We start from the raw sequence: 19,549 nt of genomic DNA, 5'->3' as shown, positions 1-19,549 counted from the left end.
AAATGCAGGTGGAGCGTCAAGTCGCGGACAAGGGAATCATGGCTTGAATAGCGCTTCTTGCACTTGCGAATACGCTTCTTATAACAGAAGCAGAGCATGAAGGAGTTGCCGGATGCCGACCCTGTTCCGTTTCCTGTTCTTCTGCGCGATCCTCGCCGGGGCGGTTTACGGAGCGATGTGGGCGCTCGTGACCTTCGTCGAGCCGCAGCAGCGCGACGTGACGATCCGTATTCCCTCCGAGCGGGTCAACCCGCCGGCGACGGGCACGATCAACACGACAGGGAAGTGAGTGAGATGATGGATCTAAGCCGCGTCCACGTGGAATCCTTCCTGGAAATGATGAGCGCCGAACGCGGCGCTGCCGCCAACACCCTGCAATCCTACCAGCGCGACCTCGACGATGTCAGCGCTTTCCTGAATGGCCGCAGCATAAGGTTGACCGAAGCCGCCTCGACCGACCTGGCCGCCTATCTCGCCTCGCTGGCGCGCCAGGGCTTCAAGCCCTCCTCGCAGGCACGCCGGCTTGCCGCCATGCGGCAATTCTACAAGTTCCTCTATGCCGAGGGCCTGCGGACCGACGACCCCACCGGTGTTCTCGACGCGCCGAAGAAGGGGCGTCCGCTGCCGAAGACGATGGGGGTCGAGGAGGTCGGCCGCCTGCTGTCCCAAGCGCAGGCCGAGGCCGACGATCCGGCCCCCGGCCAGTTGCAGCGCCTGCGAATGCTGGCGCTGCTGGAGCTGCTCTATGCCACCGGCATGCGCGTCAGCGAACTCGTCTCGCTTCCCGCCCGCGTGCTCGACCAGGAGGGCCGCTTCCTGATGATCCGCGGCAAGGGCAACAAGGAGCGGCTGGTGCCGCTGTCGCATTCGGCGATCGCAGCCCTGAAGTCGTATGGGCGCCTGCTGGCGGCCGAAACCGCCGCGGCGAAGGAGCCGCTGGAAAGCGCCTGGCTGTTTCCAGCCGCCTCCAAGGAGGGATATCTGCCGCGCCAGGTCTTCGCACGCGACCTCAAGAACCTGGCGATCCGCGCCGGCCTGACGCCGTCGCTGATCTCGCCGCACGTCATGCGCCACGCCTTTGCCAGCCACCTGCTTGCCAACGGAGCCGATCTGCGTGTCGTGCAGGAACTCCTCGGCCATTCGGACATTTCGACCACACAGATCTACACACATGTCCTCGAAGAGCGGCTGCAGCAGCTCGTCCAGACGCATCACCCCCTTGCCAAACAGGCGAAAAAGCACGAATAGGACCGGCGACAAGGGGCGGAGCCAGGAAAACGCCCCGCGGCACAAGGAACGGAAACGCACCTCATGCACAATTATCTCGACTTCGAAAAGCCGATCTCCGACCTCGAAGGCAAGATCATCGAGCTGAAGAAGCTCGCAACGGAAGACGAGAGCATCGACACCACCGATGAAATCGGAAGGCTGGAGGTTCGCGTCCGCGAGGCGATCGTCGAAATCTATTCCAAGCTCAATGCCTGGCAGAAGACGCAGGTCGCCCGCCACCCGCAGCGCCCGCATTTCATCGATTACGCCAAGACGCTGTTTCAGGAATTCACCCCGCTTGCCGGCGACCGCAAGTTTTCCGAGGACGCCGCCATCCAGGCGGGCCTCGCCCGCTTTCGCGGCCAGCCCGTCGCCGTCATCGGCCAGGAAAAGGGCAACGACACCAAGACGCGCCTGAAGCACAATTTCGGCAGCCCACGCCCTGAAGGCTACCGCAAGGCGATCCGCATTCTTGAAATGGCCGACCGTTTCGGCCTGCCTGTGATTTCGCTGGTGGATACGGCCGGCGCCTATCCCGGTGTCGGCGCCGAGGAGCGCGGCCAGGCCGAGGCGATCGCCCGTTCGACGGAAATGTGTCTCGGCGTCAAGGTTCCCCTCGTTTCCGTCGTCATCGGCGAGGGCGGCTCGGGCGGCGCGATCGCGATTGCCACCGGCAACAGGGTCTATATGCTCGAGCATTCGATCTACAGCGTCATTTCGCCGGAAGGGGCGGCCTCCATCCTCTGGCGCGATTCGACCCGCGCCCGAGAAGCGGCCACCAACATGAAGATCACCGCCGAAGACCTGAAATCGCTCGGCGTCATCGACGGCATCATTTCCGAGCCGCTCGGCGGCGCCCATCGCGACCCCGACAGCGTCATCGCCGCAACCGGCGACGTGATTGCCAATGCGCTCGGCGAAATGGCATCGCGTTCCGGCGAACAGCTGCGCAATGAGCGGCGTCAGAAATTCCTCAATATGGGGCGCAACCTCTAAGACAAGTTGCGCTTTTCAGCGATTGGGGCCAAATCTTGGCCACATTGATATTATCTGTAGCATTCGCGCTTGCGGGGATGTTCGAGGCACGTCATAGGCTGGTAAGGTTTTATAAAGTATAAGCCGCCTATGATTCCTTCCAATGCCCGAACTCCATAGGCGGACCGGGTCGCACTATCTTTATGGGCTAGTTTGGATGCGCATACGTCATTTTGCCTATGTTTCCCTCATGGCGCTGGCTCTCACCGGCTGCAATGACGCGTTGGAAACCGCGCAGGTCGATCTCTCCAAGGTCAAGAACAAGGTCGAGCAGCCGCTTCCTCCCCATATCCTCAACGCCATGGCCGCCAAGGGCATGGACCGCAATTCGCCCATCATGATCCGCATCTTCAAGGAAGAAGGTGCAATGGAGATCTGGAAAGCGAAGACCGACAACCGTTTCGACAAGATCGCCGATTACAAGATCTGCGCCTGGTCCGGCCGCCTCGGTCCGAAGGTCAAGACCGGCGACCGGCAGGCGCCGGAAGGCTTCTACGAGCTGACACGCGCCAACCTGAACCCGAATTCCAAATATTATCTGGCGATCAACACCGGCTTCCCGAACCGCTACGACGCGGTGAACGGCCGCACCGGCTCCGATCTGATGATCCATGGCGCCTGCTCGTCCTCGGGCTGCTATTCGATGACCGACCAGCAGGTGCTGGAGATCTACGCCTTTGCCCGCGACGCTTTCAAGGGCGGCCAGTCGACGGTGCAGCTGCAGGCGTTTCCGTTCCGCATGACGGCGGAAAACATGGTCAAGCATCGTCTCGACCCGAACAATGACTTCTGGAAGATGCTGAAGGTCGGCTACGACAATTTCGAAGTGACGAAGCGCCCGCCCGAGGTCAATGTCTGCGAGAAGAAATACGTCTTCAACCAGCAGGCAACCGATGGCGGGGCCTTCAATGCCGCCGGCAAATGCCCTGCCATGTCGACGCCGCCGGCACTGACAGCAGCCCTTGCCTCCTACGGCAAGACCTATGACGCCGAATATGCCAAGGCGATGAGCAAATATGACGGCATGGCCTGGTACGACCCGTCCGAAGCCGAGCGCAAAGCCGTGGTCGCCAAGACGCGCAAGGGCCGAGAACTGGCTTATGCCCCGACTGGCACCTCGCTCGAAGCCGGCCGCATGGTCAAGGTCGCCGAACTCGAAGAGCTGATGGCCAAGCGCACGACGCAGAGCCTCACCGCCAACTCCGCGGCCGGCGCCACACCCGCAACGCCGGCCCAGCCGCAGGCAACGAGCGTCGCCGCCGCGACACCTGCGGTCGTGCCGGTGCCGATGCAAAATCCGCTCGCTTATGCCGCGCCCGCGCCCGAACCGCAGGAGACGGCAGAAGCCGCGGCAAAGAAGCCGTTCTGGAAATTCTGGGCGCGGAACTGAACGGCTTGAACCCCGTTCTCTATGATCTTCGCGGCCTGAAATGCCCATTGCCCGTGATGAAGACACGCAAGAAGCTTGCCGCCCTGGCAAGCGGCACGCTCATCCTCGTCGACACCAGCGATCCGCTGGCGGTGATCGACATGCCGCATTTCTGCAATGAGGACGGCCACGACCTGATCGAGACGGAAAAGACTGAGAGCGGTCATCGCTTCCTGATCCGCAAGCGGTAAAACATGTCGCCAGCGCATCGGCCTGAGAATCGGACGCGATAGGAACGACGCGGCGCGCTATTAGATTCGCAAACCCGGAATGGCGAGTGGATTGTCGGACAGCGCCTGACGATCCGGTGTGTCGATCCGCGGCTTACCGAGGAAGGCGTCAAAGAGATCCTTCACGAAGGCCTCAGACAGGTCCTTGGTGATCAGCACCATACGGGTGCGCCGGTCTTGCGGATCCGGCCACGCCGGCAGCCGCACCGGCGGGTGGAAGATACTCTGGACGCCGTGCAGCACCAACGGCCGTTCCGGCCGGTCGGAGACGGAGACGATCGCCTTCATCCGCAGCAGCTTTTCGCCATGAGCCGAGCGCAAGAGATCGACGAACATTTCGAGCGCTATTGGATCGATCGGCCTCTCTTCGACGATGGAGAAAGACCGGATAGAAGCATCGTGACGATTGACGTCGTGCGGATCCTGACCCGCATGGCCGTGATCATGGCGGCGGCCATGGTGGTGGTGACGGTGATCGCCATCGTGAGCCTGACCGTGGCCGTGAGCGTGGTGATGCGCCTCATGCGCATCCTCATCCCGCAGCCAGCGGCCGACATCGGCGATCTTCGTCGCCGGATCATAGAGCCCGTTCACCAACACGGCGGCGCTGCCGGCCTCGGCGCCGTCGGCATCCATCATCGCCGCGCGCGGATTGAGCGTCCGCAAGCGCTGTTCCAGCTCCGCCGTTGCGCCGGCCATCGATGTCTTCGAGACGATCAGCCGGTCTGCGACGGCCGCCTGCTTGCGTGCTTCCTCGTGATTGTCGAGCGTCTGCAGTCCGTTGACCGCATCGACGACCGTCACGACGCCGTCGAGTTCGAAATTTGTGGCAATGACCGGATTGCCCATGATCGCCTGCATGACGGGCGCCGGATCGGCAAGGCCGGTCGTTTCGATGACGACGCGCTTCACCGGCTTGACGCGGCCCGTCTGCACGGCGTCCATCAGGTTCGCCAGTGTATCGACAAGCTCACCGCGCACGGTGCAGCAGAGACAGCCATCGGACAATTCGATGATCGAATCGCCGGAACTTTCGACCAGCAGATGGTCGATGCCGACATCACCGAACTCATTGATGATGACAGCCGCGTCCTTCATGTCGGGGTCTTTGAGGATACGGTTCAGCAGCGTCGATTTGCCGGCGCCGAGAAAGCCGGTCAAAATGGTGACCGGAATCCTGTCGTTGAACGCGCTCATATCTGCCTTACCTTGGAGCCATCTTGTCTTAGAACGCGGTCGGGCGCGGCAACGGCACCGGCACGTTGGCGATGCCGCCAGCCGTATCGCCGGTCGCCACCTTTTCCGGCTGCTGCGGCGGCTGCGGGTCCTGCCCCGGAATGAGCCCGGCGAAGACGAATTGCGGGTCGTGGTCCATTTCCAGAATATAGGGCGAGTGCACCTTCATGCGGCCGACCTCGTCGCGCGTTTCGCTGCGTATCTTGGCGCCCTTGGCGCTGCAGATATCGGCGGTGATGTCGGTCACTTGGTCTTGTCCCGGCCCGTAGGGCTTCAACGAACCGAGCGTGTCGCTGCCGGGAAACTGCGTCGTAAAGCCCTTCTGCAACAGGTTCGCCGTCGCATCGGCACGCGCCGCGAGACTGTCCGTGCCGAGCACGACGGAAACTAGCGTGCGGCCGTTGCGCGTCGCCGAACCAATCTGGTTGAAGCCCGAGGCGCAGATGAAACCGGTCTTCATGCCGTCGGCGCCAGCGAAACGGCCGATCAGCATGTTGAGGTTCGGGACGTTCTGCTGGCCGGTGGTGAATCCTTCAAGCGCGAAATAGCTGGCATATTGCGGAAACTCGCGGCGCAGCGCCACCGTCAGCACCGCAAGGTCGCGCGCCGTGGTGTACTGGCCTTTGCCGGGCAGACCGTTCGGATTGACGAAGTGCGAATCCGTCATGCCGAGCTTCAGTGCCTCGCCGTTCATCCGGGTCACGAAACCTTCCTGCGTACCGCCAATGGCTTCTGCGACCGCAACCGCAATGTCGTTGGCTGACTTCACCATCAGGATCTTCAAGGCACTGTCGAGCGTCAGCTTCTGGCCCGGCTTGAAATACATCTTGGCGGCCGGTTGGGCGGCGGCGCGTTTGCTCATGACGATGGGCGTATCGAGGCTGATTTGACCGGCGCGGATCGCATCGAAGACGGTATAGACGGTCATCAGCTTGGTGAGCGAGGCCGGATACCACTTGCGGAAGGCTTCTTCGTGTTCGAGTACGCGGCCTGTCTGCACGTCGACGAGAATATGCGGATTGGCCTGAACGAGCGAAACCGAGGCGACAAAAGCGGCAGTCGCGGCAATCATGAAACGAAACGGCCGCATGGCGGCAAACAAACGGAAGTGGCTCGTCGACACGGTTCGTCCTTCAGATGTCCGGAAAATCTCGCAACCTTCATCTATCTAGCCTATATGGCTATGACATGGCAAAGGTCATTGACGAAGTATTTGCATGGGCCTCACGCCCTTTTGAAGCGACGAGTGATTGTCGGGATTTGATAACAGGAACGCCAATATGCCGATTTTGAACAGAGCCGCGGAATTGCAGGACGAAGTCGCCGAATGGCGCCGCCATATCCACGCCCGGCCCGAGCTTCTTTTCGCAGTGGAAAACACGGCCGCTTTCGTCGCTGAAAAACTCAAGGAATTCGGGGTCGACGAGATCGTCACCGGCATCGGCCGCACCGGGGTCGTCGGCCTGATCAAAGGCAACGGCGCAGGCCGCCGCACGATCGGCCTGCGCGCCGACATGGATGCCCTGCCGCTGACCGAAGTTACCGGCAAGCCCTGGGCCTCGAAGACACCCGGCAAGATGCATGCCTGCGGCCATGACGGCCATACCGCCATGTTGCTCGGCGCCGCGAAATATCTCGCCGAAACCCGCAATTTCAACGGCAATGTCGCCGTCATCTTCCAGCCCGCCGAAGAAGGCGGCGGCGGCGGCAATCTGATGGTCAAGGATGGCATGATGGAGCGCTTCGAAATCGAAGAGGTCTACGGCATGCACAACCTGCCGGGCCTGCCTGTGGGACAGTTTGCGATCCGCAAGGGCGCCATCATGGCGGCGACCGACGAATTCACCGTCACCATCAAGGGCCGCGGCGGCCACGCCGCCCAGCCGCACCGGACGATCGACCCGATCGCCATCGCCGCCCAGATCGTCGCCAACCTGCAGATGATCGCCTCGCGCACCGCCGATCCGATCAGCTCGGTCGTCGTCTCGGTGACCAAGTTCAATGCCGGTTTTGCCCATAACGTCATCCCCAATGACGCGACCTTCGCCGGCACAGTCCGCACGCTGGACGCCGACATGCGCACACTTGCCGAAACGCGCTTCCGGCAGATTATCGAAGGCCTGGTCGCAGCCCATGGCGCCGAGGCCGAGATCAGCTTCAATCGCAACTACCCCGTCACCATCAACCATCCCGATGAGACCGAGCATGCCGTCGCCATCGCCAGCGCCATTGCCGGTGAGGCGAACGTCAATGCCGAAATCGATCCGATGATGGGCGGCGAGGATTTTTCCTATATGCTGAACGCCCGCCCTGGCGCCTTCATCTTCATCGGCAACGGCGACAGCGCCGGCCTCCACAACCCGGCCTACGACTTCAACGACGAAGCCATAGCCCACGGCATCTCCTACTGGGTCCGTCTCGCCGAACAACGCCTCGGCCTTTGACAAGAATTAAGGCTTGGCTTCGCGCCAAGCCTTTTGTATGCATGGCATCCAAGTGGTCCCGTAGCTCAGCAGGATAGAGCACCAGATTCCTAATCTGGGGGTCGCGCGTTCGAATCGCGCCGGGATCACCATTTTTCAAGCGCTGAGCCATATGGCCACTGCGGGAATGGGTGGAATGACTGATCTCGTCTTGTAGATCACCGCCGAACGGCTTTGCCCCGTATTAAGCTCGCGGTACCTGACGATAGGCTCCTCGTCTCCTTATGATCCGCCGTGCCCCTAGCCCCGGCAGCGCCGCCACCACCCATCCGCCGGCAAAACCGATTACGCCCCAGACGAGGCCGGCAAAGCTCATCGGCACTCCAGGCACGAAGTCGCGCCAGGTATTGGCGAAAACCACATCATCCGCATTCCTCAGCAGCACGAAGGGCTTGGCGACCGGGGCGGCGGTGCCGAGTTTCAGTTGCTGCGACTGCAGTGCTTCGTAACGGGTAATCGTGCTCTGCATCGAGACGCCGCGGTCGCGCAGGAAATCGTCGGAGGATTGGGCATAGGCGTTCAGCGCCTGCCGGCGGTCGAGATGGTGCTGAGCGGCTTGGCGGTTGAAGTCCTCGACGATGATACGCAGTTCATCGATCGCCCCGCCGATCCGCTGGCGATATTGCTGCGCAAATTCCGGCGCCTGCGAAAAGACCGTGCCGCCGGCAAGTCCGGCGGCAATGGCGATGATCCTTGCAATCTGTCCCACGATCGTGGCCTCCGGCTGTTCCCTGCGCTAACGATCCGCGGCCGCAAAGGTTTCTGCCTTCGACACAATCGGTAACGCTATGTGATTGAACCGGCGGCGCTTCCGGCGAGTTGAAACTATGACCAACTCAGAAAGAGAGGCTCGTCATGAAACAGCTCATTCTTGCTTGCACGCTCGCTGCAGCGTCCGTCCTTTCCGCCATGCCGTCCCAGGCGGCAAGTGTCACTATCACCACGGATAACCCGCGTCCTTATTATAGCGATTCGGAAGGGCCCTATTATCGCTACCGCCCCTACTACCGCCATCACATGATGCGCCGCGTCTCCGAGGATTGCTTCACCAAGACGGAAAGAATCCGCCGTCACGGCCATACGATCATCAAGGAGACCCAGATCTGCCGATAAGGCAGTGTCTATGCATGAAAAGCCCGGGCATTGGGGTCGGGCTTTTCCTTTGATTTCGCCAAGAGGAACTTCGCAACATCGGCCGCGTTTATCGCGAAAACGGGAGAACTCATCATGCGTATCAAGATGACTCTTTTGGCAATCGCCTATGTCGCCGTCAGCGCTCTGCTGCTCGCCATCGCCTATCACCCGCAGGGACCGGTGACAACAGCGAAGACCGATCGCTCGGCCGGCTCCTCGTCGAGCGATTCGCCGGTTAACCGGCCAAGCCGGCGTAACGCCGTGATAGCGTCGGCAAGGCCGGCGCTCGCAAGCGCGGGCAAGTTTCGACAATGTCAGTGCGGCTCTCCCACAGCAGACCCGCCGAGCAGGATTCGGTTCTGCACCGCAGTCACGCCTTCGACTGCCCTGGCGACGGCGGTTGCCCGCTCGATCTCCCCGACAGTACCGACGGTGCCTGTCAACACGACCTGATCTTCCTCCATCGTCACTTCCACATCCGACGCATCGATGCCGCCGGCAATTGCCAAAGCATTGGCGACGGCGGCCTCGAGAGATGCGCGATTGGCGATCTCCGCTTCCACTTCGGGCGCAAGCCCGTGAAATGTCGGCTCTTTGAAAACCATATTCCGTTCCTCCGAAAGACCTGAAGAAGAAACGCCATCGGCCTCGTTTGGTTTCCTGCGTTACCAGCTGACGCGATAACGGAGATTGACGCTGCCGGCCTCATCGGGAGAAAACGGATTGCTGACCGAGGCATCGAGGTTGAGGTTCGGCAGGATCGCCTGGTTGACCGCCACCGTGCTCGAGAAGTCGCCGCTCGCATTGCTGACGCCCGCGCCGGCCGAAAGCGAGGTTCCAGTCCAGGGATGGATCAGCTTCAGCGCCTGTGACGCCGTCACCGAAGTCTCCCTGGCGTCGACCGGATCGTAACGGACGCTGACGGAGCGGCTCGATTGCATGTCGAGCGAATCCGAGAGAATCCAGCTGCGCGAGCGGCTGAGTGTCAGCGCGCCGCTGCCGCGCAGCGTATCGACGCTGACCCTGGCCCCCTGCTGCGATTGGCCTGCCGGCGTGACGCTCGTCTTGGTGATCCTGCCCCAGAGCATGGCCTGTTCGGAATCGGGCAGCGGCGCACCGGCTTTTGTCGCTGCCAATGCGACGTCGGCACCAGCGCTCGTTTCCCATTCCGCCGGCAGACGAAAACCCATTGTCGCCTTGTACGATCGATCCGACACTTTGGCAGGCGACCAGATCAGCAGGTCGTCCGCCTTTGCAGCCACGCTCAGCGAAGGCACGGTGGCAAGAAGAATGATGGCTATTCTGAATATCGTCATGTGATCCGATCGTTTGCCCTGACACGTGCCGGCTCATCGAATGGCACGATACCGCACCAAAGTGCTCGCAGCGAACGCGAACGGGCAGCACGGCCAAGCCGTTCATCCCGATGTCATCCTCGATTTAATGTTGGCCGAAAAAGCCGAGGGCAGCCAAGTGCCCGTTTTTCAATAGCCGCCGCAGCGCCCCGATTACCCATGCGCCGACGAGAGGCCGCAGGGGAATCACATCCCTTCAGGAATGTCATAAGGATCCCATCCCGCTGCCGCTCTGTAAACCCGTACAGGGCTGATATCTGCTGCACCGCACACTTGCCGCACCCTCCAAACCCTAGTAGAGCCTGAGCCCACGAGAGACATTTTTCGCGAAATTCCAAATGATGACCGGCAAAACCGCGCCGCGGCGCCTCAGCATCTTCGGCTCGACCGGGTCGATCGGCCGTAATACCCTCAATGTTGTCGAACATCTGGGCGGGCGGGAGAACTTCGAAATTTCCGTTCTGACAGGCAACGGCAATGTCCAGCTGCTCGCCCGGCAGGCCAGATCCTTCGGCGCGCGGTTGGCGGTGACCGCAAACGACCGGCATTATGAAGCGCTGAAGAGCGAACTTTCCGGCAGCGGCATCGCGGTGGCGTCGGGCAAATCCGGCCTCATGGAAGCAGCCGACCGCGAAGCCGACTGGGTGATGGCCGCAATCGTCGGCACCGCAGGTCTGGCGCCGACGCTTGCAGCCGCACGCCGTGGCGCCGATATCGCCCTTGCCAACAAGGAATGTCTGGTCTCGGCCGGCGATCTCTTCATCGGGGCGATCCGCGCCGGCGGCGGCAGGCTGCTTCCCGTCGACAGCGAGCACAATGCGATTTTCCAGGTGCTGGAAGAAAACCAGCGCCATGCCGTCGAGCGTGTCATCCTGACCGCCTCGGGCGGCCCCTTCCGTACCGCCTCCTTGAAGGAGATGGCCGATGTGACGGTGGAAACCGCCCGCGCCCATCCGAACTGGTCGATGGGCTTGAAGATCTCGATCGACAGCGCCTCGATGTTCAACAAGGCGCTGGAGATGATCGAGGCCCGCCATCTGTTCGGGCTGAGGCCCGAGCAGATCGAGGTGATCTTCCATCCGCAGTCGATCATTCATTCCATGGTCGGTTATACCGACGGCTCGGTGCTGGCCCAGCTCGGCGCACCTGACATGCGCACCGCCATCGGCTATGCGCTGTCTTTTCCGCGCCGGCCGAACCTGCCGGTCGAGCGGCTGGATTTCGCCAGGCTCGCGAGACTTGATTTCGAGGCGCCGGATGAGGTGCGGTTCCCCGCCTTGCGGCTGGCGCGTCTTGCGATGACGCGCGGCGGCGTTCAGGGCGCGGTGCTGAACGGCGCCAAGGAAGTGGCGCTGGAGGCCTTCATCGATGGGCGCCTCTCCTTCCTCGCCATGGCCGAAGTCACCGAAAGGGTCATGGACGACCTGGCCGGCCTGCCGCCGGCTGCCGGCATGGACGACGTTTTCAACGCCGACCGGCAAGCCCGGCAGCGAGCGGCGGCGCTGATGAAACTCGATCTCGTCGGGTGAGGGGCCGGGCGGCTACAGCTATCGCAGCCGATTACCGCCCTCATCGAACAATCGGCAATTCGACGGCTCGAACTGCAGGCTGACCTCTTCGCCGGCCGCAATGCTGGTCGGCGACCGGTGCTCGACGGTGAGCGACTGGCCATCGCTGAGCTGGCAGTAGAGATACTGCGTTCCGCCGAGATATTCCGAAAAATCGACCCTTGCCGTCAGGCTGCCAGTGAGCTCAGGCGCCACCTTCAGATGCTCCGGCCGCAGACCGAGCGTCACGGCTGCACCGGCCGGCCTTTCTTTCGGCAGCAGGCCACTTTCGACGCGCCCGCCGGCAACGTCGACCAGACCGTCTTCGCTCCATCGGGCATTCAGGAGATTCATCCTCGGCGAGCCGATGAAGCCCGCCACGAATGTATTCGAAGGATTTTCGTAGATTTCCCGCGGTGTTCCGGCCTGCTCGACGCGGCCGTCGCGCAGCACGACGATCTTGTCGGCGAGCGTCATCGCCTCGGTCTGGTCATGCGTGACATAGATCATCGTGTTGCCGAGCTCGCGATGAAGGCGGGCGATCTCGATGCGCATGGAAACACGCAGTTCCGCATCGAGATTGGAGAGTGGTTCGTCGAACAGGAAAACATCCGGCTCGCGCACGATCGCCCGGCCGATCGCCACACGCTGGCGCTGGCCGCCGGAAAGCTGGCCGGGGCGCCGGTCGAGCAGATGGTCGATCTTCAGGATCGCCGAGGCTGCCTTGACGCGCATCTCGATCTCGGCGGGACTGGTGCGCGCCATCTTCAGTCCGAAGGCGAGGTTCTCGCGCACGCTCATATGCGGATAGAGCGCGTAGGATTGAAACACCATGGCGATGCCGCGCTCGGATGGATCGAGATCGGTGACGAGCCGTCCCTTGATCTCGATCTCCCCATCGGTCACATCCTCCAAGCCAGCGATCATGCGAAGCAACGTCGATTTTCCGCAGCCGGACGGACCGACGAAAACGACGAATTCGCCCTCCTCGATCGTCAGGTCTATGCCGTGCACCACCTGCAGATTGCCATAGCTCTTTCGCACGTCCTGAAGGACGACGCTCTTGTTGCCCATACCGTTCGTCATCCCCAAACGACCTACTTGTCCGCCTGGACCCAGACAAGCATCTCTCCAGGCGCGCGGTTGTCCCAGAGATGATAGGGCACGAAGCGTGCGGTGGCGACCCGCCTTTCGGCCGGCGCCTTGCGGTAGAGCGAATTGCCCCAATTCGATGTTTCCTCACGCTCGACCTTGAGATCGAGGGCGACGGCATCATTGAGGTCCTTCAGCACGACGGTTTCGGCAGCCGGGAGTTCGCGGGGCAGAACGATGGCGTTGAGATCTTTGCCATTGTCCGTTGTTTCCACGCAATAGACGAGCGGACCGCGCATCAAGGCGACGCGGCCGGCATCCTGGCGCACTTTCGGATTGGCATATTGCGGGCGAAGCGCCAGCGGCAGGTAGAGGGCCACCTTATCACCGTCCGCCCATTCGCGGTCGATCCGCGCATATCCATCGCGGACATGGGCACCGAGGTCGAGCATCGCCGCGTTGACGCTGAGGGTTGCGCCCTCCGCCCAGTCCGGAATGCGCAGCGACAGCGCAAACCGGGCCGGCTTTCTCAGCCTGGCAGTGAAGGCGACGGCGCCGTCCCACGGATAGTTGGTAGCCTGTTCCAACTCCACCTCGGCGCCGTTGGCAAGCTTCAGCCGGGCGGTGCTTTCGCCGTAGAGATGCACGGCGATCTCATCATCGGCAACTGCATACATGTATGAGCCGATCGACGTCACCAGACGGGCGATGTTCGGCGGGCAGCAGGGGCAATGGTGCCATTTCCAGCGGTGGTGCTTGCCGGCACTTTCCAGCGGGTTGTCATAGAAGAAGGTCTTGCCGTCTGTGGAAAGACCCGGCAGCGCGCCGTTATAGAGCGCCTGCTCCATGACGTCGGCATAGCGCCGGTCCGGCCCGCGCCCGAGCATGCGGCTTGCCCAGAAGACCAGACCGACAGAGGCGCAGGTTTCCGCATAAGCTGTATCATTGGGCAGGTCGTAATAATCGGTGAAGCCTTCATTGGACGCGGCCGGGCCGATGCCCCCGGTGATGTACATCTGCTTGGTGGTCAGATCGTCCCAGAGCGTTTCCAGCGCCGTCGTCAGGCTGTCGTCCTTGTATTCGGTGGCGATATCGGCCATGCCGGAATAGAGATACATGGCGCGCACAGCATGGCCGACGACCTTCGTCTGTTGGCGTACCGGCAGGTGCGCCTGGCCATATTCATAGGTCTTCTGATGGAAGTCGGCAGCGCTGCGGCCATCGCGAGCAGCCTCGGCCGTGAAGAAGTGCGGCTCGGTGCCGCGTTCGTCGATGAAGAATTTCGAGAGGTCGAGATATTTCTTCTCGCCGGTCACGCGGGCAAGTTTGACCAATGCCAGCTCGACTTCCTCATGGCCGCAATAGCCTGGTATCTGCCCCTCGCCATGACCGAAAACCTTGATCATGTAATCGGCGTAGCGGCACATGATATCGAGCAGCTTGCGCTTGCCGGTCGCCTGATAATAGGCGACCGCGGCTTCCATGAGATGGCCGGCGCAATAGAGCTCGTGATGGTCCCGCAGGTTGGTCCAGCGGCGGGATGGCTCGACGCGCTGGAACCAGGCGTTCAGATAGCCGTCCTTGTCCTGCATCCTTTCATACATGTCGATGATCTCGTCGGCCCGCGCCTCGAGCTTCGGGTTCGGCCGGCGATAAAGCGAATAGGCGATCGTCTCGATCGACTTGCCGAGGTCGGAATCCCAGAACATCTGCGTCGTCCCGCCCCAGGGCTGGATGGGAATGACGACGCCCGGGCTCGGCTGGCTGACGTCGATCGCCTTCAACATCCCGGCTTCGACGCAGCGGTCGAGCAGGGTCTCGGCGGTCGAATTGCAGACGGCATCCTGCCACTTGCCCCAGAAGCCGCCGAGCTCGACATCGGGAACGGCGACGGGGCGAAACTGGCGGTCGTTGCTTGACTTGGTCATGGGCTCCACTTTCCCTAGAGCATGATGCCGAAAAGTGTGAGCGGTTTTTCCGGACGACATCATGCTCTAACTCTCTAATTTAGAACAGGATTCGAATTTAAGGACCGACCCGGCCTTAAATCATCCTGTTCGAGGTCATTTCACCGCGCCGGCCATCAGCCCGCGCATGTAGTAGCGTTGCAGGAGCAGGAAGACGATCAGGCAGGGGATCGTCATGACGACGACACCGGCCTGCACCGCTCCCCAGTTGATGGCGCCGAGCCGCCCGGCGCGGACCGCCGTCATCAGCACCGGCAGGGTGTATTTCTCATTGCTGGAAAGCAGCACGAGCGCGGCGAGAAACTCGTTCCACGCATTGAGGAAGGCAAAGATCGCCACCGTCGCGACGCCTGGAAGTACCAGCGGCAACAGAACGCGCGCCAGCAGCCTGAGGTCGCGGGCGCCGTCGATGCGGGCGGCCTCTTCGATCTCCTTCGGCACGGCGTCAAAGGCGTTGCGCATCATGAAGACGGAGAAGGGCAGCTGCAGCGTCACATAGACGAGCGTCAGCCCGAGCAGCGAATTGTTGAGGCCGAGTTTTGCCAGGATGATGAAGAGCGGCGTCAGGATCGACTGGAACGGGATCATCAGCGTGGCGATGATCAGCACAAAGAGTGCATTCTTCATCGGAAACCGGTAACGCGAGAAACCGTAGCCGGCGAGCAGGCTGACGACGACGGTCAGCACGACGGTCGCCACCGAAACGAACAGCGAATTGATCATGTGCTGCCAGATGCCGGCCCCGAACGTATCGAGCAGCGCATAGGCATCGAAGCTGACGCCGGATGTCGGCCACGGCGGCAAGGGCGGCAGGCTGGCTTCGGTACCCGGCCGGAAGGAGGCGAGCAGCGTGATCGCGAAGGGCGCCAGGAAAAAGATCGAGATGGCGATGCCGGTGAGATGATAGGCCGATTTCGTACGGATGGCCTTGCGGGCGCGGCGTTGCCTTGACGTCGTCATGGACGCTCCTCCCCGACGCGAAGCAGCCAGAGCTGCACGATGCTGATGGCGACCAGGATGGCGAGAAGCGCGATCGAAAGCGCTGCGCCGTAACCGAGATTGAACGAAACGAAGGACTGGTTGAAGATGTAATAGACCACCGAGATCATCTTGTTCTGCGGTCCACCGGCCGTCATGATGTAGAACTGGTCGAAGGCGAGGATCGAGCCGGTGACCGAGACGATCAACGCCAGCGCGATCGTCTTACGCATCAGCGGCAGCGTCAGATGCCGGAAACGTTGCCAGCGGCCGGCGCCGTCGATGCGGGCTGCCTCCGTCAGCTCGGACGGAATGGCCTGCAGCCCGGTCAGCAGAATGATCATGGTGAAGCCGGCGATCTTCCAGACGACCATCACCACAACAGTCAGGAAGGCTGTGTCGAAGGTCGCAAGCAGATTGGGGCTCTTTTCCAGAAGACCGAGTGCCTTCAAGGCCGGGCCGATGAAACCGCTATCGACATTGGCAAGCCAGACCCAGAGCAGCGAGGCTGTGGCAAGGCCGACCACAACAGGCAGGAAGATGATCGTGCGGTAGGCGCTGACGAACTGCCTATCCCTCTCGACGAAGATGGCCAGCGGAAAGGCGATGGCGAAGATCGCGATGGTGACGATCACGGTGTAATAGGCGGTGAAATTCAGTGCCGCCATGAAACGAGTATCGTTGAACATGCGGAAATAATTGTTGAAGCCGATCCAGCGCGACGCTCCCATCAGCGGCCAGTTATGAAGGCTCATCCACCCCGTGAAGAGAACCGGCATGACGAAGAAGACGATGACCAGCGCCATCGCCGGCGCGATGTAGGCAAGGCCGCGCCAGTTGGATCTGCGCCGACGCTTGCGCCGAGGCAATAGGGTCTCTGAACCGGAACCGGTCATCAATCGCTCCGCATCTGTCTATGGAAATTGGCCGGGAAGCTGCCACCGCTCCCCGGCCGCGGCCTTGGGAGAGTTATTGGCCGCTATCGATGATCGACTGCATTTCCGACTGGGCGCTGGAGAACGCACCGTCGACGTCGTCGCCGAAGATCGCCGCGTTGGTGAAGCTTGCCCACGGACCATTGGCGCTGTTGATGAGGTCGTTGAACTGCAGCGTATAAGGGGTCTTGGCGACACTGATCGCCTTGAGGCCGACTTGCATTCGCGGGTCGAGGCCCTCAAGCACCTTGTCGGCGATGTCGCCGCGTGTCGGTAGGCTGCCATATTTCGCCATGATCTTCTGGCCGTCCATCGAATAGATATATTCAAGGAACTCCTTCACCGCGTCGATCTTCTTCGTGCCCTTGGTAATGACGAAGTTGTCGCCGCCGGCAAAGGACGACGGCTTGCCGTCGACGCCGGGAATGAGGGTCACGCCGAAATTGATCTCGGGATGCTGGGTCACCAGTGTGCCGATAGCGAAGGCACCGAGGCTTTGCTGGCCGATCTTGCCATTGGTGAAGGTCAGGAAGTTCGTACCGTTGTCGCTGGCCGCACCCGCCGGCACCAGGTCCTTCTTGACCATGTTGCGGTAAATATCGACGGCCTTGCGCATCTGAGGCGTATCGAGCGTCGCTTTCTTGCCGTCGGCCGACAGGATATCGGCGCCGGCACCCCAGGTGAGCGGGGTGAAGGTGAAGATCATGCAGCCGCCACAGCCGCCGCCGGAGAAATAGAAGCCGTAGGTATCGTCACCGAGAGCCCGGATCTTCTCCCCATTGGCGGTGATTTCGTCCCAGTTATCAGGCGCCTTTTCCGGGTCGAGACCGGCCTTCTTGTAGAGATCCTTGTTCCAGGCGAAGACCGATGTTTCGACGGAAAGCGGCAGCCCGTAAATCTTGTCCTGATAGGTGCCGAGGCGGACATGCGACGGCGAAAGCGAGTTGAAATAGGGAAGCGACTTCGCCCAATCCGTCAGGTCTTCCAGCTGTCCGGCCGCGGCAAAGGCAGGATTGTAGATGAGGTCCATCGACAGGGCATCTGGCGCCTGTCCGCCGGCGATTGCCGTCGCATATTTCTGCACCAGCTCGGAGAACGGCACTTCGGTCATCACGACCTTGTTCTCATGGCTGGAATTATAGGCTTCGACGACCTTCTTAAAGGCATCGCCAATCCCCGATCGGACCCACATTTCGACGTTCTCGGCAGCCGATGCAGCCGACACCAGGCACAAGGTAGCGATGCCGGTCGCCGCCAATAGACGCTTGATCATGACACTCCTCCCAATATGGCGCATCTCCTCGCGCCTTGTTCATTTCCCTGATTATCATTCCTCGGGGGTCCTACCTCCGCATGACCGCCGGACGACGAGCCGGCAGGGCAACTTCCTCACTCCCGGCTCGACAGGCCGTCCTTCCGCAAGCGCCAGCACCGTCAATCCGGCCTGCCGCCCCAACTCCTTCAACTCCATATCCACCGTCGTCAGCGGCGGCCGCGTCTGGGCCGCGACAATCTCCCAATTGTCGAAGCCGATCACCGAGACGTCCTGCGGCACCTTGACGCCGCGCTCGCGCAGCGCATCCACCGCACCCCGGGCGATCTGGTCGTTGCCGCAGAAGAGCGCATCCGGTTTTTCTCCCGGCCTCTTCCAGAGCTGTTCGACCGCCTCATGGCCCCAGCTTTCCGACCAAACGCCATAGAGCACCGGCTCGCGGTGGCCCGCTACCTGATGATAGGCGCCGGCCCGCTCCCGCACCGAAAAGAACTCTTCCGGCCCGGTGATATGGGCAATCCGCCGCCGCCCGATCGTCGCGAGCCATTCCACCGCCAGCCTCGCACCCTGTTCATCATCCGAACGAAACGTAACGCTGTTCTGCGTCCCCTCCGTGAAGGCGTAGACGACAGGCACATGCAAATTCGACAGGTCGACAGGCAGACGCCTGTCCAGCCGCTTGCCGGTTGCAATGATTCCGTCGACCTGCTTGTCCAGCATCGCGTCGACATGGATCTGGGCGAGCGCCGGATCGTCTTCGATGGCGCACAGGAAAACTGAAACGCCATGATCGACGAGAGCGTCAGAAATGCCCGCCATCACAGGCAGCGTGAAACGGCCGTAAGTGTCGTTCGTCAGCAGCCCGATGGTGAAACTGCGTTTGCTGAGAAGACCTCTCGCCAGCGCATTCGGCCGATATCCGATTTCGCCGGCGATCCGCTTCACCCGCTCGCGTGTTTCCGCTCCCATCCGACCGGTGTCGTTGAGCGCCTTCGACGCCGTCGAGATGCTCACGCCGGCAGCCGACGCCACCTCATGGATGGTGATCCTGCCCCTTTTTCCTCCCGATATGTTCAGGCCTTCCTCCTTCTGAATTGGTTTGAGAAAAGCTTTTACCAATCCCTCTGTCAAGTGAGAAAAGGTTTTCTCATGCATTTCGAGAGACGGAGCAGTGAGGCGTGGATCGCAGGAAGGAAGGCGTGGAAACGGCCGATGCGAATCCATGGGACCGCATTGCGTCATTCGCCCCTAGAGGGCAGCGCTGATAATCTTATCCAGCTAATGAGTACGAACAACAATCGGCGTCAGAACCTCCGATGGGAGGTTCTGATTCGTCGCGTGAGAACCCAGGCGATCGTTAGATCAGGCGACGTGCCTTGCCAGCGCGCAGCGCGACCAAAGCGAATGCAGGGCGTCGACCAGATGGGCGATATCGGCGTCGGAATGCAGCGGTGTCGGAGTGATGCGCAGCCGCTCGGTCTTCTTCGGCACGGTGGGATAGTTGATCGGCTGGACATAGACGCCGCAATTGTCGAGCAGCAGGTCGGAGATCCACTTGCACTTGGCGGCATCGCCGACCATCACCG

20 protein-coding genes and 1 tRNA gene are annotated in these 19,549 nt (G+C 61.5%); 9 read left to right on the top strand and 12 right to left on the bottom strand.

From position 1 onward, the window contains the following. Window positions 1–112 precede the first annotated feature (112 nt). The 5 genes from HJB91_RS28545 (at window position 113) to HJB91_RS28525 (ending at window position 3,924) form a co-directional block, all read left to right on the top strand. A complete protein-coding gene (locus HJB91_RS28545; RefSeq protein WP_221156631.1) occupies window positions 113–289 on the top strand; it encodes a hypothetical protein in 177 nt (58 codons plus the stop codon). A gap of 5 nt (window positions 290–294) precedes the next feature. Further along, complete coding sequence (xerD, locus tag HJB91_RS28540; protein ID WP_210632905.1) at window positions 295–1,248, top strand: site-specific tyrosine recombinase XerD; 954 nt, start codon at window positions 295–297, stop codon at window positions 1,246–1,248. A gap of 63 nt (window positions 1,249–1,311) precedes the next feature. Beyond that, on the top strand, window positions 1,312–2,265 hold the full coding sequence (locus tag HJB91_RS28535; protein ID WP_210632906.1) for an acetyl-CoA carboxylase carboxyltransferase subunit alpha: 954 nt from the start codon (window positions 1,312–1,314) through the stop codon (window positions 2,263–2,265). Between the two features lie 196 nt (window positions 2,266–2,461). Beyond that, complete coding sequence (locus HJB91_RS28530; RefSeq protein WP_210632907.1) at window positions 2,462–3,694, top strand: murein L,D-transpeptidase family protein; 1,233 nt, start codon at window positions 2,462–2,464, stop codon at window positions 3,692–3,694. A 5-nt stretch (window positions 3,695–3,699) separates the two neighbouring features. Next, window positions 3,700–3,924, top strand: coding sequence for a sulfurtransferase TusA family protein (locus tag HJB91_RS28525; RefSeq protein WP_210632908.1), 225 nt, complete (start codon window positions 3,700–3,702; stop codon window positions 3,922–3,924). Window positions 3,925–3,984: 60 nt separating this feature from the next. On the opposite strand, the gene HJB91_RS28520 is transcribed toward HJB91_RS28525, so the two are convergent. Next, window positions 3,985–5,160 carry a GTP-binding protein gene (locus HJB91_RS28520; protein ID WP_221156629.1) on the bottom strand — a complete coding sequence of 392 codons (1,176 nt, stop codon included), beginning with the start codon at window positions 5,158–5,160 and terminating at the stop codon, window positions 3,985–3,987. A 28-nt stretch (window positions 5,161–5,188) separates the two neighbouring features. Further along, a complete protein-coding gene (locus HJB91_RS28515) occupies window positions 5,189–6,322 on the bottom strand; it encodes a D-alanyl-D-alanine carboxypeptidase family protein (protein WP_210632910.1) in 1,134 nt (377 codons plus the stop codon). 157 nt (window positions 6,323–6,479) lie between these two features. Here HJB91_RS28515 and HJB91_RS28510 point away from each other — a divergent pair, with 157 nt between their 5' ends. Together HJB91_RS28510 and HJB91_RS28505 are read left to right on the top strand one after the other, a co-directional pair. Then, window positions 6,480–7,643, top strand: coding sequence for a M20 aminoacylase family protein (locus HJB91_RS28510; protein WP_221156627.1), 1,164 nt, complete (start codon window positions 6,480–6,482; stop codon window positions 7,641–7,643). Between the two features lie 54 nt (window positions 7,644–7,697). After that, a tRNA-Arg gene (locus HJB91_RS28505) sits at window positions 7,698–7,774 on the top strand. A 92-nt stretch (window positions 7,775–7,866) separates the two neighbouring features. On the opposite strand, the gene HJB91_RS28500 is transcribed toward HJB91_RS28505, so the two are convergent. Beyond that, window positions 7,867–8,391, bottom strand: coding sequence for a DUF2937 family protein (locus HJB91_RS28500; protein ID WP_221147759.1), 525 nt, complete (start codon window positions 8,389–8,391; stop codon window positions 7,867–7,869). Window positions 8,392–8,537: 146 nt separating this feature from the next. Between HJB91_RS28500 and HJB91_RS28495 the strand changes: the two genes are divergently transcribed. Continuing rightward, window positions 8,538–8,795, top strand: coding sequence for a hypothetical protein (locus HJB91_RS28495; RefSeq protein ID WP_221156625.1), 258 nt, complete (start codon window positions 8,538–8,540; stop codon window positions 8,793–8,795). Between the two features lie 335 nt (window positions 8,796–9,130). Here HJB91_RS28495 and HJB91_RS28490 read toward each other — a convergent pair whose 3' ends face one another. Together HJB91_RS28490 and HJB91_RS28485 are read right to left on the bottom strand one after the other, a co-directional pair. Next, window positions 9,131–9,421 (bottom strand): BON domain-containing protein, encoded by a 291-nt coding sequence (locus HJB91_RS28490; protein WP_221147758.1) that lies wholly within the window; start codon window positions 9,419–9,421, stop codon window positions 9,131–9,133. 60 nt (window positions 9,422–9,481) lie between these two features. Next, window positions 9,482–10,132 carry a hypothetical protein gene (locus HJB91_RS28485; RefSeq protein WP_210632916.1) on the bottom strand — a complete coding sequence of 217 codons (651 nt, stop codon included), beginning with the start codon at window positions 10,130–10,132 and terminating at the stop codon, window positions 9,482–9,484. A gap of 377 nt (window positions 10,133–10,509) precedes the next feature. Between HJB91_RS28485 and dxr the strand changes: the two genes are divergently transcribed. Then, window positions 10,510–11,700, top strand: a complete 1,191-nt coding sequence (gene dxr / locus HJB91_RS28480) for a 1-deoxy-D-xylulose-5-phosphate reductoisomerase (protein ID WP_221147757.1) — start codon at window positions 10,510–10,512, stop codon at window positions 11,698–11,700. 18 nt (window positions 11,701–11,718) lie between these two features. Here dxr and HJB91_RS28475 read toward each other — a convergent pair whose 3' ends face one another. From HJB91_RS28475 to HJB91_RS28445, 7 genes are all read right to left on the bottom strand, one after another. Continuing rightward, on the bottom strand, window positions 11,719–12,804 hold the full coding sequence (locus HJB91_RS28475) for an ABC transporter ATP-binding protein (protein ID WP_221156623.1): 1,086 nt from the start codon (window positions 12,802–12,804) through the stop codon (window positions 11,719–11,721). Window positions 12,805–12,815: 11 nt separating this feature from the next. Then, complete coding sequence (locus HJB91_RS28470) at window positions 12,816–14,738, bottom strand: glycoside hydrolase family 127 protein (RefSeq protein WP_210632919.1); 1,923 nt, start codon at window positions 14,736–14,738, stop codon at window positions 12,816–12,818. A gap of 135 nt (window positions 14,739–14,873) precedes the next feature. Continuing rightward, complete coding sequence (locus HJB91_RS28465; protein ID WP_210632920.1) at window positions 14,874–15,737, bottom strand: carbohydrate ABC transporter permease; 864 nt, start codon at window positions 15,735–15,737, stop codon at window positions 14,874–14,876. After that, a complete protein-coding gene (locus HJB91_RS28460; RefSeq protein WP_210632921.1) occupies window positions 15,734–16,651 on the bottom strand; it encodes a carbohydrate ABC transporter permease in 918 nt (305 codons plus the stop codon). Before HJB91_RS28460 ends, HJB91_RS28465 begins: the two co-directional genes overlap by 4 nt. 73 nt (window positions 16,652–16,724) lie before the next feature. Continuing rightward, window positions 16,725–17,963, bottom strand: a complete 1,239-nt coding sequence (locus tag HJB91_RS28455; protein ID WP_210632922.1) for a sugar ABC transporter substrate-binding protein — start codon at window positions 17,961–17,963, stop codon at window positions 16,725–16,727. A 54-nt stretch (window positions 17,964–18,017) separates the two neighbouring features. Beyond that, complete coding sequence (locus tag HJB91_RS28450; protein ID WP_221156647.1) at window positions 18,018–18,995, bottom strand: LacI family DNA-binding transcriptional regulator; 978 nt, start codon at window positions 18,993–18,995, stop codon at window positions 18,018–18,020. Between the two features lie 330 nt (window positions 18,996–19,325). Further along, on the bottom strand, window positions 19,326–19,549 hold a 224-nt coding region (locus HJB91_RS28445; RefSeq protein WP_221147753.1), incomplete at its 5' end, for an aminotransferase class I/II-fold pyridoxal phosphate-dependent enzyme.

It is taken from the genome of Rhizobium sp. NLR10b (assembly GCF_019685435.1).
Taxonomy (GTDB): Bacteria; Pseudomonadota; Alphaproteobacteria; order Rhizobiales; family Rhizobiaceae; genus Rhizobium.
This window is presented reverse-complemented; position numbering and strand designations above follow the sequence as displayed.

Bases quoted from the DNA above. Each gene is read 5' to 3' on its own strand.
- HJB91_RS28530 (WP_210632907.1), top strand. From the start codon at position 2,462: ATGCGCATACGTCATTTTGCCTATGTTTCCCTCATGGCGCTGGCTCTC.
- HJB91_RS28520 (WP_221156629.1), bottom strand. From the start codon at position 5,160: ATGAGCGCGTTCAACGACAGGATTCCGGTCACCATTTTGACCGGCTTT.
- HJB91_RS28490 (WP_221147758.1), bottom strand. From the start codon at position 9,421: ATGGTTTTCAAAGAGCCGACATTTCACGGGCTTGCGCCCGAAGTGGAA.
- dxr (WP_221147757.1), top strand. From the start codon at position 10,510: ATGATGACCGGCAAAACCGCGCCGCGGCGCCTCAGCATCTTCGGCTCG.
- HJB91_RS28495 (WP_221156625.1), top strand. From the start codon at position 8,538: ATGAAACAGCTCATTCTTGCTTGCACGCTCGCTGCAGCGTCCGTCCTT.
- HJB91_RS28535 (WP_210632906.1), top strand. From the start codon at position 1,312: ATGCACAATTATCTCGACTTCGAAAAGCCGATCTCCGACCTCGAAGGC.
- HJB91_RS28475 (WP_221156623.1), bottom strand. From the start codon at position 12,804: ATGACGAACGGTATGGGCAACAAGAGCGTCGTCCTTCAGGACGTGCGA.
- HJB91_RS28455 (WP_210632922.1), bottom strand. From the start codon at position 17,963: ATGATCAAGCGTCTATTGGCGGCGACCGGCATCGCTACCTTGTGCCTG.
- HJB91_RS28465 (WP_210632920.1), bottom strand. From the start codon at position 15,737: ATGACGACGTCAAGGCAACGCCGCGCCCGCAAGGCCATCCGTACGAAA.
- HJB91_RS28470 (WP_210632919.1), bottom strand. From the start codon at position 14,738: ATGACCAAGTCAAGCAACGACCGCCAGTTTCGCCCCGTCGCCGTTCCC.
- xerD (WP_210632905.1), top strand. From the start codon at position 295: ATGATGGATCTAAGCCGCGTCCACGTGGAATCCTTCCTGGAAATGATG.
- HJB91_RS28485 (WP_210632916.1), bottom strand. From the start codon at position 10,132: ATGACGATATTCAGAATAGCCATCATTCTTCTTGCCACCGTGCCTTCG.
- HJB91_RS28460 (WP_210632921.1), bottom strand. From the start codon at position 16,651: ATGACCGGTTCCGGTTCAGAGACCCTATTGCCTCGGCGCAAGCGTCGG.
- HJB91_RS28510 (WP_221156627.1), top strand. From the start codon at position 6,480: ATGCCGATTTTGAACAGAGCCGCGGAATTGCAGGACGAAGTCGCCGAA.
- HJB91_RS28545 (WP_221156631.1), top strand. From the start codon at position 113: ATGCCGACCCTGTTCCGTTTCCTGTTCTTCTGCGCGATCCTCGCCGGG.